Origin of the sequence: Sinorhizobium kostiense, from assembly GCF_017874595.1 — a bacterium.
GTDB classification, from domain to species: domain Bacteria; phylum Pseudomonadota; class Alphaproteobacteria; order Rhizobiales; family Rhizobiaceae; genus Sinorhizobium; species Sinorhizobium kostiense.
Window position 1 is genome coordinate 1,286,876 of record NZ_JAGILA010000002.1, and the last position, 13,607, is coordinate 1,300,482.

Genomic DNA, 13,607 nt, shown 5'->3' on the forward strand with positions numbered 1-13,607 from the left:
TTGCCTCGGCTCGCCTTTCGTCCTACCTGACAGGAACGTCGAATCCGGACCCGCAATGCCCCACAAGGTCTACATCACCCGCCTGAAGCTCCATGACTTTCGCAATTACGCGGCATTGGCGCTCGATCTCGACCAGCGCCATGTGGTGCTGACCGGCGAGAACGGGGCGGGCAAGACCAATCTGATGGAGGCCGTCTCCTTTCTTTCACCCGGTCGCGGGCTGCGCCGCGCGGCTTACTCCGATGTCGCCCGGGTCGGCGCTGCGGACGGCTTCTCGGTTTTTGCGGTCGTCGATGGGATGCAGGGCCCGGTCGAAATCGGCACGGGTACCGCGGGCAGCGACGAGGGGCAGTCGCGCCGCTTGAGATTGAACGCCACGCCGGCGCGTACGGTAGACGAACTCACCGACCACCTGCGCCTGCTCTGGCTGACGCCGGCGATGGATGGACTCTTTACCGGCCCGTCCGCCGACCGGCGGCGGTTCCTCGACCGCCTGGTGCTCTCCCTCGACCCGGAACACGGCCGGCGCGCGAACGAATTCGACCGCGCCATGCGCAGCCGCAACCGCCTCCTTTCAGAATTCCGTCCCGACCACGCCTGGCTATCGGCGATCGAACGCGAGATGGCCAGCCTCGGCGTTGCGATGGCGCTTGCCCGATTGGAAATGATCGGCCTGCTTTCTGCCCTCATCGAGCGAAACCGAGAGGATGGCACTTTCCCGTCGGCGCGCCTGTCGCTTGCCGGCTTTCTCGACGATTGCCACGGCCTGCCGGCCTACGATCTCGAAGAACGCTATCTCGCCATGCTGCAGGAGGGCCGCTCCCGCGATGCCGCCGCCGGCCGTACTCTCGACGGGCCGCACCGCAGCGATCTTCTGATCCGCCACCGGGAAAAGGACATCGAGGCGGAACGCTGCTCGACCGGCGAGCAGAAGGCGCTTCTGGTCGGGCTCGTGCTTGCTCATGCGCTCCTCGTCGGCGACATGACCGGCCACGCCCCGATACTGCTTCTCGACGAGATTGCAGCCCATCTCGATCAAAGCCGGCGCGCCGCACTCTTCGATCGCGTCGACGAAATCGGCGGCCAAGCCTTCATGACCGGCACCGACTCCGCCATGTTCGAGGCGCTTGGCGACCGGGGACGCTATCTGACCGTTGCAAACGGCCGCGTTTCGGAGTGACATCCGAGCCTGCCCCCGATGCCGCTTTGGCGAATGCCCTGACGGAGACGAAGATGACCGCCGCAACCCTCGACTCTTCGGAAATCGCCCGCTACGCGCGCCATATCGTGCTCGCCGAGATCGGTGGCGCCGGCCAGCAGAAGCTGAAAGCGGCGCGCGTGCTGGTCATCGGCGCGGGCGGCCTGGGCGCCCCGGCGCTGCAATATCTCGCCGCCGCCGGTATCGGTACCCTCGGAATCGTCGATGACGACGTGGTGTCGCTATCGAACCTGCAGCGCCAGATCATTCACGGCACCGACGATATCGGTCGGGCGAAGGTCGAGAGTGCAGCCGAGGCCATCGCGGAGCTCAACCCGCATGTCAGGGTCGTGCCACACGCGCTCAGGCTTCAGCCCGACAATGCCGAGGCGATTTTCCGCCAGTACGACCTCGTCGTCGACGGCTCGGACAACTTCGAAACACGTTATCTGGCGGCTGATACGGCGGAAGCAGCCCGCGTGGCGCTCGTCACCGGCGCCGTCGGCCGTTTCGACGGCTCGGTCACGGTGTTGAAACCCTATGAAACCGACGCGGGCGGAAACTTGCTCCCGTCCTACCGCGATCTCTTTCCGACCAAGCCGCCGCCGGGTGCGGTGCCTGCCTGCGCCGAAGCCGGCATCGTCGGCGCCCTCACTGGCGTCATCGGTGCGCTTCAGGCGATGGAAGTCATCAAGCTCGTCACCGGCATCGGCGCGCCGCTGGTCGGCCGGCTGTTGCTCTATGATGCGCTTTCCGCCGAGTTCAAGACGATCCGCTATCGGCGAGCTTGATGGATACTGTTCGATTAGAGCCGGACTTCGATCGCTACGACGAACTGCTCGCGCTGATCCTCGCCGCCTTCGCTTATATGGACGGACGGATCGATCCGCCCTCCTCCGCCCGCGCATTGACGGCTGAGTCGCTGCGCCAGAAGGTGAGCGTGGAGATCGCATTCGCCGGGATCGAGCGCGGCGATTTGCTCGGCTGCGTCTTCCTGAAACCCGAACCGGAATGCCTTTACGTCGGCAAGTTGGCGGTTGCGCCCGCGTCGCAGCGAGGGGGGATCGGCCGGCATCTGATCGGCATCGCGGAACAAACCGCCCGCAACCTCTCACTGCCGGCGCTGAGGCTTCAGACCCGCATAGAACTCACCGAAAATCATGCGATCTTCGCGGCGTGGGGCTTCGTCGAAGCGGGCCGCTCCGCTCATCCAGGTTTCACGCGCCCGACCTCGATCGAGATGAAGAAGATGATCGTACTCTAATCCCGCCCCGGCAGCACCCGGTCCGGCGGGCGGTGGCCGTCGAAGAAGGTGCGGATGTTGATCACCACCTTTTCGCCCATATCGACGCGGCCTTCGAGTGTTGCCGAGCTCATATGCGGCAGGAGGACCACCTTGCCTTCGCCGGCGAGCTTGATGAGCTTCGGGTCGATGGCCGGTTCGTTCTCGAATACGTCAAGGCCGGCGCCGGCAATCTTGCCCTCGCGCAGGCACTTGATCATCGCCACCTCGTCGATGACATCGCCCCGGGCCGTGTTGACGATGTAGCTCTCCGGGCGCATCAGCGCCAGCCGCCGGGCGGAGAGAAGATGAAAGGTCGCGGGCGTCGATGGGCAATTGACGGAGACGATGTCGACACGGGCAAGCATCTGATCGAGGCTGTCCCAGTAGGTCGCCTCGAGCATTTCCTCGGTTTCCGGGCTGACGCGGTGGCGATTGTGATAGTGGATCGAAAGACCAAAGGCCTTGGCCCGACGAGCGACGGCGGTGCCGATCCGCCCCATGCCGACGATGCCGATGCGCTTGCCGGCGATCCGCCGCCCGAGCATCCAGGTCGGCGACCAGCCCGCCCATTCTCCCTTGCGGTCGGTCAGTATCCGCGCACCTTCGGCCAGCCGGCGCGGCACCGCCAGTATGAGTGCCATCGTCATGTCGGCCGTATCTTCCGTCAGCACGTTCGGCGTGTTGGTGACGGTTATCCCCTTGCGGGCGGCCGCGTCTACGTCGATGTTGTCGACGCCGTTCGAGAAGGCCGCGATCAGCTTGAGCTGCGGCCCTGCCTGCTCGATGAGCGCCGCGTCGACACGGTCCGTCACCGTCGGCACGAGCACATCGACCCGCTTCACCGCGGCGACCAGCTCCGGCTGACTGCGCGGCGTGTCGTCGATGTTCAACTCCGCGTCAAACAATTCGCGCATGCGGGTTTCGACGACGTCCGGCAGTTTTCGGGTGATGTAGACGGTTGGCTTTTTCTTGCTTGTCATTCTTGCGAGCGGCCCTCGTTGACGAGTCCTTAACCAAGTCGGGCGATAGTTTCTCCCTACAGCCGCAATTTCTAACAGACCCGGTGGGGAACACAATTGAAAGTCGCTGTCCGGGTCCGGGATTTGCGCTGCGCGTCTGGTCGGGCGCGCAAAAGCCGCCGCAAAGCTTCGCTTACGAATGGAAGATGGGCTTCGTCATGCGCCATGTCATTTCCAACGCCTCTGTCCTGATACTGGCCGCCTTCCTCGGAGTGGCCGCGATGACTGCCAGCGCTCATGCACAGGCAGCCAAGGGCCCAAGCGGACTGCCCCTCCCCCGCTTCGTCAGCCTGAAGGCGAAGAGCGTCAACTTGAGAATCGGCCCGAGTCTCGATTATGCGGTAGCCTTCCGATATCTCAAATCCGGCGTGCCCGTCGAGATCATCCAGGAATACGATAATTGGCGCCGGATCCGAGATGCGGACGGAACGGAGGGTTGGGTGAACCAGGCGCTGCTTTCGGGCGAGCGCACCGCCGTTGCGGCCCCGTGGATGCGGGGCAAAAGTGAGGGGGTATTCGTCAACCTCAGGCGCGACCCGCAGGGCACGGCGCCGATCGTCGCCCGCATGGAGCCCGGTGTGTTCCTGCGGATCGGCGAGTGCAACGGCGACTGGTGCCATGCCGAAACCCAAGGCGTCGAGGGCTGGATCGCTCAGAACGAGATCTGGGGCGCCTATCCGGGTGAAGCCTTCAAGTAAAACCAGCGGCAGTGGATACTGGCCGATCTGACCTGAGCTGTTATTGTGTCGTGGCAAGGCGCGTCGCGCGCCGCAACATGGAATGCGCGGCGAGGTGCGAACGCAAATGCATCAGACGAGTGCGGCTCGCCGGGCGGCATCGGCGAGGGACACCAAGGGCCGCGGGCCGATCTGCCCGATCACGATGCCTGCGGCCAGATTGCCGAGCCGGCTGCAATCTTCGAGCGAACGGCCGTTCGTGTAGCCAAAGAGGAAGCCGGCTGCATAGAGATCGCCGGCCCCCGTTGTATCGACGACTTCCTCCACGGCGTTAGCGCGAACGCGAACGCGTTCGTTGCCGCAGAGGACGACGGAACCCTCCTCGCTCAAGGTGACGGCGGCAAGCTTGCAATCCTTCGCCAGCCTATCCAGGGCGAGATCAAAATCCTCGGTTTCGTAGAGCGCCAGCGCTTCCTGCCGGTTGGCGAAGACAATGTCGACGGTGCCGGAGCGCATCAGTTCCAGGAATTCGCCGCGGTAGCGGTGCACGCAGAAACTGTCCGAAAGCGTCATCGCCGTCTCGCGGCCGTGCTCGTGAGCAATGCGCGCCGCCTCGCGGATCGCGTCTTTGGCGCGCGGCGGATCCCACAGGTATCCCTCGAAGTAAGTCAGCTTCGACTGCGCCACCACGTCGGCTTCGACGTCTTCCGGGCCAAGCTCCACGCATGCCCCGAGATAGGTGTTCATCGAGCGCTCGCCATCCTCGGTCACGAAGATCATCGAACGCGCGGTCGGCGGCACGCTCGCGAGCGGCTTTGTCTGGAAATGCACCCCCTGGGCGCGGATATCATGGGTGAAGATTTCGCCTAGCTGGTCGTCGGCGATCTTCCCGAAATAGGCGGCGCGCCCGCCGAGACTCGCGACACCCGCCGCCGTGTTGCCGGCACTGCCGCCGGAGGCCTCGACCGCTGGACCCATGCGCGAATAGAGCAGTTCCGCCCTTTCCGAGTCGATGAGGTTCATCGCGCCCTTGATGATCCCATTCTCCAGGAGAAAGCTGTCGTTGCAGCGCGAGATGATATCGACGATCGCGTTGCCGATCGTCAGGACATCGAATCTGGTCATGAGCCCCCGTCCGGTTTCCAGTATGGCCGGTGACCGTTAATACCGGTTTTGCGACCGTTTGGAAGCCAAAAGACAAAAGCAAGGTAATCATTTCGGCAATGCTGCCGCTTCATAGGCGGCTGCGAACTCCGCATTTGGTGGAATCGGTTTGATGATGTCGATCATTACGCCGTTCGGATCGGCCGTGATGAAGTGGCGCTGGCCGAAGGCCTCGTCGCAGATCGGCTTGAGGATCGGAAGCCCCGCCGACTGCACGTCGGCGTATAGCTGGTCCGGATCCTCGACTTCGAAATTCAACAGCAGGCCCCGTATGGGCCCTCGATGCGTTTCCGGAACGGTCTCATGGTTGTAATCGAGAATGGCCAGCGTCACATGCTCGTCCTCGGTCGATTGGAGGTGCACGTACCAGGTGCTCGTGAAAAGCGGCTCGAAGCGGAAATGCCGAACGTAGAAGTCCGATGTGGCCTGCACGTCACCGGTCATTATGACCGGGTAATAGCTGGTTGTTTTCATTCCCTTTACTCCGCCATAAATTAACATACAATCTGTACGTAGGTAATTAACATACAGGGTGTATGTATGCAACAGAAACATCGGCGTTCGAACCGCGAGCGCTCCGACACGACCCGGACCGCGATTCTCGATGCCGCACGTGCCCTGTTCATCGAGAGCGGCTATGCGGAAACGCCAACGCCGGAGATCGTCGCCGCCGCGGGGCTGACCCGCGGGGCGCTCTACCATCACTTTCAAGACAAGAAGGCGCTATTTCGGGCGTTGATCGAACGGGAGGCGCGCGAGGTCGCAAGCTCGATCGAGCGGTCGACGGTCGAAGGCCTTCCGCCGCGGGAGGCGCTGCTCGCCGGTGCCGCCGCCTATTTCGACGCCATGGCAGTCCCCGGGCGGGTGCGCCTGCTGCTGCTCGACGGCCCTGCAGTCCTGGGCGTCGGCGAAATGGCGACGATCGATGCTGCGCACGGAGGCAGGACACTGGAGGAGGGCCTGGTCGCCGCCATGGCGCCGCAAGGTTTGGAGAAGAAAGCCATCAAGGCGATGGCGTTTCTGCTCTCGGCGGCTTTCGACCGGGCCGCGCTCGAGATCGATGCCGGTGCCGCGCGGGCCGACTATGCCTATGCGATTGACAGGCTGATCGATCGCCTGATCGCTCCATGAGTTCCGCTCTGCGCCGGCCATTACAGCGCCGTCAGCCCTTCAGGACGCACAAAGGACGCTGTAAGTCCTTGAATATACGCATCGGGCTTCCCGAAAATCGGTTCCGAATTTCGGGCCGATGCGCTAGCCGGGGACGGGAATGACTTGCGGCGGCAATTCGACGAGCGGAGCGGGGATATCGCAGGTCTTCTCGGGCGACTTGCACAGGTCGGCGATGACGCAGCGCTCGCATTCCGGCCGTCGTGCCTTGCAGACATAGCGGCCATGCAGGATCAGCCAATGATGCGCATGGAAGAGATATTTCTCGGGGATGACGCGAAGGAGATGCAGCTCGACCTCATCCGGCGTCTTTCCGGGCGCAAGCCGGATGCGGTTGGCGATCCGGAAGATGTGCGTGTCGACAGCGATCGCCGCCTGGCCGAAGGCCATCTGCAAGACGACATTGGCGGTCTTGCGACCGACGCCCGGTAGCGTGATCAATTCCTCGCGCGTGCGCGGCACCTCACCGCCGAAGTCGGCGATCAGCTTTTCGCTGAGCGCAATGACGTTCTTCGCCTTGTTGCGGTAGAGGCCGATCGTCTTGATGTAGTCGCGAAGCCGCTCCTCGCCGAGCGCCAGCATTTTTTCCGGCGTGTCGGCGACGGCGAAGAGCGGCCGGGTCGCCTTGTTGACGCCGGCATCGGTGGCCTGCGCCGAAAGCGCAACCGCGACCACGAGCGTGAAGGGATTGACGTGCTCGAGTTCGCCCTTCGGTTCAGGGCGCTGCACCGAAAAGCGGCGGAAGATCTCCTCGACCTCGGCGACCTTGTAGGCGCTGCGCTGTCGCGTGCTTGCGCGGCGGGCGGGGGCTGCCTTCGACCTGCGAGATGGTGACGGTGATTTGACGTTTTTCATGTGGCATCTATAGTCATTGCTTATGATCGAAGGCAACGCTGCGCCACATGTCAACGACCAGCCGATCTTCGCCGCCGAGCTCACGCCTTACCGCTCCCTCGGTCGCAGAGGCTTCAAAATCCTCCTTATGATCGCCGGCGCGATGAGCCTGGTGCACATCCTCGTCTTTCTCGTCATCGGCGCATGGCCGATCGTCTTCTTCTTCGGGCTGGATTTCGTGCTGCTCTTCGGTGCCTTCTGGCTCAACTATCACGCGGGTCGCGCCCGCGAGGAGGTCAGCGTTTCGCGCACCGACGTTTCCGTGAAGAAGTTCGCCCCGTCAGGACGGGTGACGGAGCATCGCTTCAACACCTTCTGGACGCGCTTCAGCATCAAGCGCCATCAAGAGGTCGGCATAATCTCCATGATGATCAGCGGCGGCGGCCGACAGACCGACATCGGCTCCTTCCTCAACCCCGACGACCGCGAAAGCTTTGCCGCCGCCTTCGCCCGCGCACTGGCGGCGGCCAGGTCGCGCTGATCGCGGTCATCACACTGAACAGGAATCGGGTGGTCATTCGCTCTCCCCAGTGGTTAGCTGAGGCATGCCAGCGCGGGACCGGACCCGCATCCGGCGCTGACTTCTTAGAACCGATCACGTTTATGATTCTAGGTCGATCGGACCTGAAATCATCATCGTCCAGGAGATGAGCCATGAACGTCGCCACATCCATTCCGACCGACATCACCCCGGACGGCACCGACTACGAAACGGTCAGGAGCGTGATCGAGATGCTCACGGAGGACTATCGCGATCAGCCGTCGCTCGAGGCGATCGCCCGCCGCCTTGGCCAGTCGCCGACCCAATTGCAGAAGGTCTTCACTCGCTGGGCGGGGCTCTCGCCCAAAGCCTTTCTGCAGGCGGTGACGCTCGACCACGCCAAGCGACTGCTGCGAGAGCAGGACATGCCGCTGCTCGAAACGAGCATCGAGGTCGGCCTCTCCGGTCCGGGACGGCTTCACGATCTTTTCGTTACCCATGAAGCCATGTCGCCGGGCGAATGGAAGGCGCGCGGCACCGGCCTCACCATCCGCTACGGCTATCATCCCTCGCCCTTCGGAACGGCGCTGGTGATGGTCACCGAACGCGGCCTTGCCGGCCTCGCCTTTGCCGACCCCGGCGAGGAGCGCGCAAGTTTCGATGACATGGCGTGGCGCTGGCCGAATGCCGCTTATGTCGAAGACAGTGCCGCGACGGCCCGCTACGCCGCGCGCATCTTCGACCCGGACCGGTGGTGCGCCGAGGAGCCACTGCGGATATTCTTGATTGGCTCCGATTTCCAGGTGAGGGTCTGGCAGGCGCTGTTGAAGGTGCCGTTCGGCAAGGCCACCACCTATTCGAACATCGCCGAGGAGATCGGCCAGCCCGCGGCATCTCGCGCCGTCGGCGCGGCCATCGGCCGCAACCCGATCTCCTTCGTCGTGCCCTGCCACCGCGCCCTGGGCAAAGGCGGCGAACTCACCGGCTACCATTGGGGATTGACGCGAAAGCGCGCGATTCTTGGATGGGAAGCGGGAAAGGTGTGAGCTTGAGAAAGGGGCCGCCCCCGCGGACTTGCCCCACATCCCCCTGCCGCGACCTTCTCCCCGCCGCGGGGAGAAGGGACTTGCCGCAGCGTTTCGGTCCCCTCTCCCCGCCTGCGGGGAGAGGGCTAGGGTGAGAGGCAAATCGCCACCAAATCACCCCTTAATGCAGGGTATCAGTGCGCCCCCGACATGTCGCCGAGAACTTCCTTCGAAGCGACCGTGGAATCCGCCTTCAGCTTGTAGACCATCGGCACGCCGGTCGCGAGATTGAGGTTCAGCACCTGTTCCTTGGTAAGACGGTCGAGCACCATGACGAGCGAGCGCAGCGAGTTGCCATGGGCGGCAACCAGCACCTTCTCACCGGAAAGCACCCGCGGCAGGATATCGGTGAGGTAATAGGGCCAGACCCGAGCGCCGGTGTCGCGCAGGCTCTCGCCGCCGGGCGGCGGCACGTCGTAGGACCGGCGCCAGATGTGGACCTGCTCCTCGCCCCATTTCTTGCGGGCATCGTCCTTGTTGAGCCCCGAAAGTTCACCGTAATCGCGCTCGTTCAGCGCCTGGTCACGGATGGTCTTAAGCGAGGATTGCCCGACGGCATCAAGCACGATCTCGCAGGTGCGCTGGGCGCGCACGAGCGCGGAGGTAAAGGCGATGTCGAACTTGATGCCGTAGTCGGCGAGCGCCTTGCCGCCGGCCTTCGCCTCCTCGACGCCGAGTTCGGTCAGGTCCGGGTCGCGCCAGCCGGTGAACAGGTTCTTCAGGTTCCAGTCGCTCTGGCCGTGCCGGACGAGGACGAGTGTGCCGCTCATTGTCGATTTCCTCTAGTAGATGTTGACGTCAGTTGAGCCCGAGAACGTCGAGCATGGAATAGAGACCGGGTTTCTGACCGCGACCCCAGAGCGCTGCCGTGACGGCGCCGCGCGCGAAGATCGAGCGATCCGTGGCGCTATGCGAAAGCGTCACCATCTCGCCCTCACCGGCAAGCATAACGGAGTGTTCGCCGATGACGGAGCCGCCGCGCAAGGTGGCAAAGCCGATCGTGCCCTGTTGCCGGGCCCCGGTGTGACCGTCACGCACGCGAACGGAGTGGTTCTCAAGGTCGATGCCGCGCCCCTTCGCTGCCGCCTCGCCCAACAGAAGAGCGGTGCCGGAGGGGGCGTCGACCTTATGTTTGTGGTGCATTTCGAGAATCTCGATGTCCCACTGGGCAGCGGGAAGCGCGCGCGCCGCTTTTTCCGCCAGCACGCCGAGCAGGTTGACGCCGAGGCTCATATTGCCGGACTTGACGATGCGGGCATGGCGGGCGGCGGCGAGGATCTTCGCCTCATCCTCCGCCGACCATCCGGTCGTGCCGATGACGTGGACGATTCGTGCTTGCGCGGCGAGCCCGGCGAATTCGACCGAGCTTGCCGGAGACGTGAAATCGAGCACCCCGTCGGCATGCAGGAAGGCCTCCAGCGGCTCATCGGTCACGGGAACGCCGATCGATCCAAGACCGGCGAGTTCGCCGGCATCTCGCCCGATATAGGGCGAGCCCGGCCGTCCGATCGCCGCGTGAAGCCGCACGCCATCCATGGCATGGACGGCCCGGATCAGCGTCTGGCCCATTCGGCCGCCCGCGCCGACGACCACGAGCTTCATCTCCGTTTCGCCCATCGAAATTCCCTCGTTCTTACAGGATTTCGGCCCCGGCGCTCACATCCGGGCCGTGGCCTTGCAGATTGTGCAGGCGAGCGTAGAGCCCGTCCGCACGGCGTGCAAGCTCCTCATGCGTGCCTTCCTCCACCACCCGGCCATCCTTCATCACGAGGATCTTGTCGGCGTTGACGATGGTGGAGAGGCGGTGAGCGATGACGATGACGGTACGGCCGCTCATCGCCCGGTCTAGCGCCTTCTGGACCGCGGCTTCCGATTCGGTGTCGAGCGCCGAGGTGGCTTCGTCGAGGAGAAGGATGGGCGCATTGCGCACGAGCGCGCGGGCGATCGAAAGGCGCTGGCGTTGACCGCCTGAGAGCGTCACGCCATGCTCGCCGACCGGCGTGTCATAGCCCTGCGGCTGGGCCAGTATGAATTCATGCGCATAGGCAAGCCGCGCCGCTTCCTCGATTTCCGCGTCCGTGGCGTCGGGTCGGCCGTAGCGGATATTGTCGCGGATCGAGCCCTCGAAGAGATATGGCTGCTGCGAGACATAGGCGAGCCCGTTGCGCAGAGACTGCTTGGTGACGGTGGCGATGTCCTGGCCGTCGATGAGGATCTGACCCGACTTAGGATCGTAGAAGCGCGGAATGAGACTGATGATGGTCGATTTTCCGGCGCCCGAGGGGCCGACGAGCGCGGTCGTCTTGCCGCCCTCGGCACGGAAGCTGACGCCTTTCAGGATCTCGTCACCACTGCCGTAGGCGAAACGGACTTCGCGCAGCTCGACTGTCGCTTCGTGAATCGTCAGTTCAGTCGCATCCGGTCGATCGCGCTGGTGCGGCACCGTATCGAGAATCTCGTAGATCATTCGGGCGTTGACGGCGGCGCGCTCCAGAGAGACCTGCAGACGCGCCAGGCGCCGTGCCGGATCATAGGCCATCAGCAGCGCGGCAACGAAGGCGAAGAAGGCGCCCGGTGGTATGTTGCTGTAGATCGTGCGAAAGGCGGCATAGGCAAGCACGCTCGAGATCGCCAATCCCGCGAAGGTTTCGGTCATCGGCGCCGTGCGCTCGCTCAATCGCGCGATGCGATTGGCGCGGTTCTCGGCCCGGTCGATGATCGCCTCGACCTTGCGGCGCAACTCGTGTTCCATCGTGAAAGCCTTGACGATGGAAATGCCCTGGATGGTTTCCTGCATCGCGCCGAGAACGCGGCTGTTGACTTCGACGGCCTCGCGCGTCGCCGCGCGCAGCCGCTTGGACACATATCTGAGGCCGAGAAGCAAAGGCGGCGCAACGAAGAATACGAGGAGCGAAAGCAGCCAGTCCTTGCTGAACATGACGCCGATGAGACCGATCAAGGTCAGAAGATCGCGCGCGATCGACGTCACCGTCATGTTGAGCACGTCACGGATGCCGCTGACGTTCTGGCTGATCTTCGCGGAGAACTGCGCCGAGCGGTGGTCCTGGAAATAGCCGACGCTGAGCGCCATCAGGTGCGCATAAAGCCGCCGCTGATAGCGCGCGACGATATTGTTGCCGATCTTCGACAGCGCCACGGCCTGGCCGTAGGTGGCGAGGCCGCGCAGCAGGAACGCGAAGAAGATGGCGCCGCAGATCAAGAGGACGATGTCGGCGCGCTTGTTGGCGAAGGCCTCGTTGACCACGGTCTCCATGATCCAGGCGGTAAAACCGGTCGTTGTCGCCACCACCACCAGGCAGCCAATGGCAAAGGCATAGCCGCCAATATGGTCGCGTCCGTTCTCGGCAATGATGCGCCTGAGGATTCCGCTGATCGTCTCGGAGTCGACTTGGCGGTCTTTTCTGTTCCCGGCTTTCAACAGGCCCGTCTTCCCTAACGCATGTTTCCGCAGCCGCTCAAGTGCTGCAGCGATCTTTGCGCGTCCGATGAAACGCGCGGCGCCACCTGCAGTGGCTGCCGCACGCCGGCGCCACGTGTCGGGGGCTCTATAGTGGTTTGGAGTCGCTTTGGCGAGTCTTTGCCCCGGTCAACGCGTCAGCTTCTCCAGCGCCGTCCCTCTGTTGCAACACCGAAGGTGCCGGGCCTGCGCGCAAAGGCGGCAAGACCGGCGAGTGCCGCCATCGGATGGACGACAGCGAAGGTCGCAATCGTGCGCATCAGCGCCGAGTGCGGGGCCTTGTCCTCGAAGGCGGCGCGGAATTCCGGCTTCATCAATGCCGGCAGGATCTTCTGCGTGATGCCGCCGCCAAGGAACACCCCGCCCCGCGCCATGAAGATCAGCGCCATGTCGCCGGCGACGCGCCCGAGATAGGTAGAGAATAGCGACAGCGTCTCGACCGCTGCGGCATCGGCACCGGAAAGCGCCGCCGTCGTCACTTCCGCCTGATCCTTCAGCGCCGGATCGATACCGTCGGCCGCACAGACGGCGCGATAGAGATTCATGATACCGCGCCCGCACAGAATCTGTTCACGGGCCATGCGCCCTTCGATCGGCTCGAGGAAGGGCCAGATCTGAAAATCGCGCTCCGTGCTCGGCCCGATGTCGACATGGCCACCTTCGCCGGGAACCGGGATCCAGATGCCTTGCGCGAACACCATGCCGGCAACGCCGAGCCCGGTTCCGGGCCCAAGAACGACACGCGAACTGTGCGGAAGGATCTCGCCGCCGCCGATCTGCACCAGATCCTCATCGGCCGGAGCGGCAACGGCCAGCGCCTGCGCTTCAAAGTCGTTGATCAGAAGCACGTCCGAGAGCCCGAGGCTCGCGAGCATGTCCTTCGGCCGGATCACCCAGTCGGCATTGGTCAGCGGGACTTCATCGCCCTGGATCGGGCCGGCGAGAGCGAGGATCGCCGAACGCGGACGCGCGGCGTTTAGACCGAGAATGCTCTTCAGCGCCGCCTCGATGGTCTCGAAATCGGCGGTCTTGACAGGGGGCAGCTGCCGCGGCTCGGACTTTGCGTCGTCAAGCAATGCGAAGCGGGCGTTCGTGCCGCCGATGTCGCCGATCAGCAGCGGAAAGGGAAAGGTCTGGTCACTCGCAATGGGCATGG

The 13,607-nt window shown here is 63.9% G+C and carries 15 protein-coding genes; 7 read left to right on the forward strand and 8 right to left on the reverse strand.

Going from position 1 to position 13,607, the window contains the following annotated elements; all coding sequences use genetic code 11:
• The first annotated feature begins 55 nt into the window (after positions 1-55).
• The 3 genes from recF to J2Z31_RS12525 are packed head-to-tail and all read left to right on the forward strand — an operon-like array spanning position 56 to position 2,462.
• On the forward strand, positions 56-1,180 hold the full coding sequence (gene recF / locus J2Z31_RS12515; RefSeq protein ID WP_209602198.1) for a DNA replication/repair protein RecF: 1,125 nt from the start codon (positions 56-58) through the stop codon (positions 1,178-1,180).
• A gap of 53 nt (positions 1,181-1,233) precedes the next feature.
• Positions 1,234-1,989: a molybdopterin-synthase adenylyltransferase MoeB gene (locus tag J2Z31_RS12520; protein WP_209602199.1), complete on the forward strand. Its 756-nt coding sequence runs from the start codon at positions 1,234-1,236 to the stop codon at positions 1,987-1,989.
• Positions 1,989-2,462 carry a GNAT family N-acetyltransferase gene (locus J2Z31_RS12525; protein WP_209602200.1) on the forward strand — a complete coding sequence of 158 codons (474 nt, stop codon included), beginning with the start codon at positions 1,989-1,991 and terminating at the stop codon, positions 2,460-2,462. Before J2Z31_RS12520 ends, J2Z31_RS12525 begins: the two co-directional genes overlap by 1 nt.
• Here the strand turns inward: J2Z31_RS12525 and J2Z31_RS12530 are convergent.
• Positions 2,459-3,463, reverse strand: a complete 1,005-nt coding sequence (locus tag J2Z31_RS12530) for a 2-hydroxyacid dehydrogenase (protein ID WP_209602201.1) — start codon at positions 3,461-3,463, stop codon at positions 2,459-2,461. The two genes, J2Z31_RS12525 and J2Z31_RS12530, sit on opposite strands and share 4 nt — an antisense overlap.
• Positions 3,464-3,648: 185 nt before the next feature.
• On the opposite strand from J2Z31_RS12530, the gene J2Z31_RS12535 reads away from it, so the two are divergent.
• Positions 3,649-4,200 (forward strand): SH3 domain-containing protein, encoded by a 552-nt coding sequence (locus J2Z31_RS12535; RefSeq protein ID WP_209602202.1) that lies wholly within the window; start codon positions 3,649-3,651, stop codon positions 4,198-4,200.
• A 111-nt stretch (positions 4,201-4,311) separates the two neighbouring features.
• Here the strand turns inward: J2Z31_RS12535 and J2Z31_RS12540 are convergent, their stop codons facing one another.
• Positions 4,312-5,304 carry an adenosine kinase gene (locus J2Z31_RS12540; RefSeq protein WP_209602203.1) on the reverse strand — a complete coding sequence of 331 codons (993 nt, stop codon included), beginning with the start codon at positions 5,302-5,304 and terminating at the stop codon, positions 4,312-4,314.
• A gap of 87 nt (positions 5,305-5,391) precedes the next feature.
• Positions 5,392-5,817: a VOC family protein gene (locus J2Z31_RS12545; RefSeq protein ID WP_209602204.1), complete on the reverse strand. Its 426-nt coding sequence runs from the start codon at positions 5,815-5,817 to the stop codon at positions 5,392-5,394.
• A 66-nt stretch (positions 5,818-5,883) separates the two neighbouring features.
• On the opposite strand from J2Z31_RS12545, the gene J2Z31_RS12550 reads away from it, so the two are divergent.
• The gene (locus tag J2Z31_RS12550; RefSeq protein ID WP_209602205.1) at positions 5,884-6,474 is read left to right on the forward strand and encodes a TetR/AcrR family transcriptional regulator; all 591 of its coding nucleotides are present in this window, start codon (positions 5,884-5,886) and stop codon (positions 6,472-6,474) included.
• A gap of 123 nt (positions 6,475-6,597) precedes the next feature.
• Here the strand turns inward: J2Z31_RS12550 and nth are convergent, their stop codons facing one another.
• A complete protein-coding gene (gene nth, locus J2Z31_RS12555) occupies positions 6,598-7,368 on the reverse strand; it encodes an endonuclease III (protein WP_209602206.1) in 771 nt (256 codons plus the stop codon).
• 22 nt (positions 7,369-7,390) lie between these two features.
• Here nth and J2Z31_RS12560 point away from each other — a divergent pair, with 22 nt between their 5' ends.
• Together J2Z31_RS12560 and J2Z31_RS12565 are read left to right on the forward strand one after the other, a co-directional pair.
• Positions 7,391-7,888: a DUF2244 domain-containing protein gene (locus J2Z31_RS12560; RefSeq protein ID WP_209602207.1), complete on the forward strand. Its 498-nt coding sequence runs from the start codon at positions 7,391-7,393 to the stop codon at positions 7,886-7,888.
• 173 nt (positions 7,889-8,061) lie between these two features.
• Entirely contained in the window at positions 8,062-8,934 is an 873-nt protein-coding gene (locus J2Z31_RS12565) for a methylated-DNA--[protein]-cysteine S-methyltransferase (RefSeq protein WP_209602208.1), read from the forward strand.
• A gap of 173 nt (positions 8,935-9,107) precedes the next feature.
• Here J2Z31_RS12565 and J2Z31_RS12570 read toward each other — a convergent pair whose 3' ends face one another.
• The 4 genes from J2Z31_RS12570 to J2Z31_RS12585 all read right to left on the reverse strand — a co-directional run bounded on the left by J2Z31_RS12570 (position 9,108) and on the right by J2Z31_RS12585 (position 13,605).
• The gene (locus J2Z31_RS12570; protein ID WP_209602209.1) at positions 9,108-9,743 is read right to left on the reverse strand and encodes a 2,3-bisphosphoglycerate-dependent phosphoglycerate mutase; all 636 of its coding nucleotides are present in this window, start codon (positions 9,741-9,743) and stop codon (positions 9,108-9,110) included.
• 28 nt (positions 9,744-9,771) lie between these two features.
• A complete protein-coding gene (dapB, locus tag J2Z31_RS12575; protein ID WP_209602210.1) occupies positions 9,772-10,590 on the reverse strand; it encodes a 4-hydroxy-tetrahydrodipicolinate reductase in 819 nt (272 codons plus the stop codon).
• Between the two features lie 16 nt (positions 10,591-10,606).
• The gene (locus J2Z31_RS12580) at positions 10,607-12,412 is read right to left on the reverse strand and encodes an ABC transporter ATP-binding protein (protein WP_209602211.1); all 1,806 of its coding nucleotides are present in this window, start codon (positions 12,410-12,412) and stop codon (positions 10,607-10,609) included.
• Between the two features lie 176 nt (positions 12,413-12,588).
• Positions 12,589-13,605, reverse strand: coding sequence for a glucokinase (locus J2Z31_RS12585; RefSeq protein WP_209602212.1), 1,017 nt, complete (start codon positions 13,603-13,605; stop codon positions 12,589-12,591).
• Positions 13,606-13,607: the final 2 nt, after the last annotated feature.

What these genes read in the sequence shown, in the direction of transcription:
- recF (WP_209602198.1), top strand. Translation starts at nt 56, where the DNA reads ATGCCCCACAAGGTCTACATCACCCGCCTGAAGCTCCATGACTTTCGC.
- J2Z31_RS12535 (WP_209602202.1), top strand. Translation starts at nt 3,649, where the DNA reads ATGGGCTTCGTCATGCGCCATGTCATTTCCAACGCCTCTGTCCTGATA.
- J2Z31_RS12550 (WP_209602205.1), top strand. Translation starts at nt 5,884, where the DNA reads ATGCAACAGAAACATCGGCGTTCGAACCGCGAGCGCTCCGACACGACC.
- nth (WP_209602206.1), bottom strand. Translation starts at nt 7,368, where the DNA reads ATGAAAAACGTCAAATCACCGTCACCATCTCGCAGGTCGAAGGCAGCC.
- J2Z31_RS12545 (WP_209602204.1), bottom strand. Translation starts at nt 5,817, where the DNA reads ATGAAAACAACCAGCTATTACCCGGTCATAATGACCGGTGACGTGCAG.
- J2Z31_RS12525 (WP_209602200.1), top strand. Translation starts at nt 1,989, where the DNA reads ATGGATACTGTTCGATTAGAGCCGGACTTCGATCGCTACGACGAACTG.
- J2Z31_RS12540 (WP_209602203.1), bottom strand. Translation starts at nt 5,304, where the DNA reads ATGACCAGATTCGATGTCCTGACGATCGGCAACGCGATCGTCGATATC.
- J2Z31_RS12570 (WP_209602209.1), bottom strand. Translation starts at nt 9,743, where the DNA reads ATGAGCGGCACACTCGTCCTCGTCCGGCACGGCCAGAGCGACTGGAAC.
- J2Z31_RS12530 (WP_209602201.1), bottom strand. Translation starts at nt 3,463, where the DNA reads ATGACAAGCAAGAAAAAGCCAACCGTCTACATCACCCGAAAACTGCCG.
- J2Z31_RS12560 (WP_209602207.1), top strand. Translation starts at nt 7,391, where the DNA reads ATGATCGAAGGCAACGCTGCGCCACATGTCAACGACCAGCCGATCTTC.
- dapB (WP_209602210.1), bottom strand. Translation starts at nt 10,590, where the DNA reads ATGGGCGAAACGGAGATGAAGCTCGTGGTCGTCGGCGCGGGCGGCCGA.
- J2Z31_RS12520 (WP_209602199.1), top strand. Translation starts at nt 1,234, where the DNA reads ATGACCGCCGCAACCCTCGACTCTTCGGAAATCGCCCGCTACGCGCGC.
- J2Z31_RS12565 (WP_209602208.1), top strand. Translation starts at nt 8,062, where the DNA reads ATGAACGTCGCCACATCCATTCCGACCGACATCACCCCGGACGGCACC.
- J2Z31_RS12585 (WP_209602212.1), bottom strand. Translation starts at nt 13,605, where the DNA reads ATGCCCATTGCGAGTGACCAGACCTTTCCCTTTCCGCTGCTGATCGGC.